Source organism: Shewanella aestuarii (genome assembly GCF_014647215.1).
In the GTDB taxonomy this organism is placed as follows: domain Bacteria; phylum Pseudomonadota; class Gammaproteobacteria; order Enterobacterales; family Shewanellaceae; genus Shewanella; species Shewanella aestuarii.
The window spans coordinates 1-1030 of record NZ_BMOT01000023.1; the positions used below are offsets into that span (position 1 = coordinate 1).

Consider the following 1030-nt stretch of genomic DNA (forward strand, 5'->3'; position numbering starts at 1 on the left):
TATTTGTTGAGTGTTCACACAGATTACTTGATAGAAAGAAAGAGAAAGATATCGAAAGGTATTTTTGCGGATTTTGATTGTTAATCAAGGCGCTTGAGAAATGAGGGAGGAAGTGTAGTTCACTACATGACGACTGAATGACGAAAGCAACGCTGAGTAACGATTAAAAGACCAAAAAGAATGGGTCTGTAGCTCAGCTGGTTAGAGCGCACCCCTGATAAGGGTGAGGTCGGTGGTTCAAGTCCACTCTGACCCACCAAATCTTCATTTTATCTGCGTTAATTAAATACTCGTTTAGCTGACTAAACGTAACATTGAATTAACTTGCTAAAATTCGATTTGGCTTCGCCAATTATATAATTGGTACCGTGATATGTTTCTCGCTGTATGTAAAGGGGTTATAGCTCAGCTGGGAGAGCGCCTGCCTTGCACGCAGGAGGTCTGCGGTTCGATCCCGCATAGCTCCACCATTCTCTTGAGTGAGAAACATACATATTGGTCCGAGATGCCAAAGATAAACGAAATTTTATCTTTGGCTTTTTTAAGCCCGCTCTTTAACAATTTGGAAAGCTGATAGTATTTAACATGATGATGTCTGTCGTTGTGTTAATTACAAATCGTTCAATATGTAATGTATTGAACATTGAGTTCTCAAAACACTGTTTAAGTGTCTTGAATATTCTAAAAACTAAGGCGAGTCACACTTCCTGGTCGGGAGTGAGACAAGTAAAAACCAGCTAGTTGCGATATAACGCGAATAGTTCACGCAAGTGAAACTCATTTGGGTTGTATGGTTAAGTGACTAAGCGTATACGGTGGATGCCTTGGCAGTCAGAGGCGATGAAGGACGTAGTAACTTGCGAAAAGCGTTGGCGAGCTAGTAACAAGCATTTGAGCTAACGATGTCCGAATGGGGAAACCCGGCCACATAAGTGGTCATCATACAGTGAATACATAGCTGTGTGAGGCGAACCTGGGGAACTGAAACATCTAAGTACCCAGAGGAAAAGAAATCAACCGAGATTCCCCT

At 41.8% G+C, this 1030-nt stretch carries 2 tRNA genes and 1 rRNA gene; all 3 read left to right on the forward strand.

From position 1 onward, the window contains the following. The first annotated feature begins 182 nt into the window (after window positions 1–182). Window positions 183–259, forward strand: a tRNA-Ile gene (locus IEY03_RS17015). A gap of 135 nt (window positions 260–394) precedes the next feature. After that, a tRNA-Ala gene (locus tag IEY03_RS17020) sits at window positions 395–470 on the forward strand. A 322-nt stretch (window positions 471–792) separates the two neighbouring features. Further along, window positions 793–1030: ribosomal RNA gene (locus tag IEY03_RS17025) — 23S ribosomal RNA — on the forward strand; the annotation flags it as partial.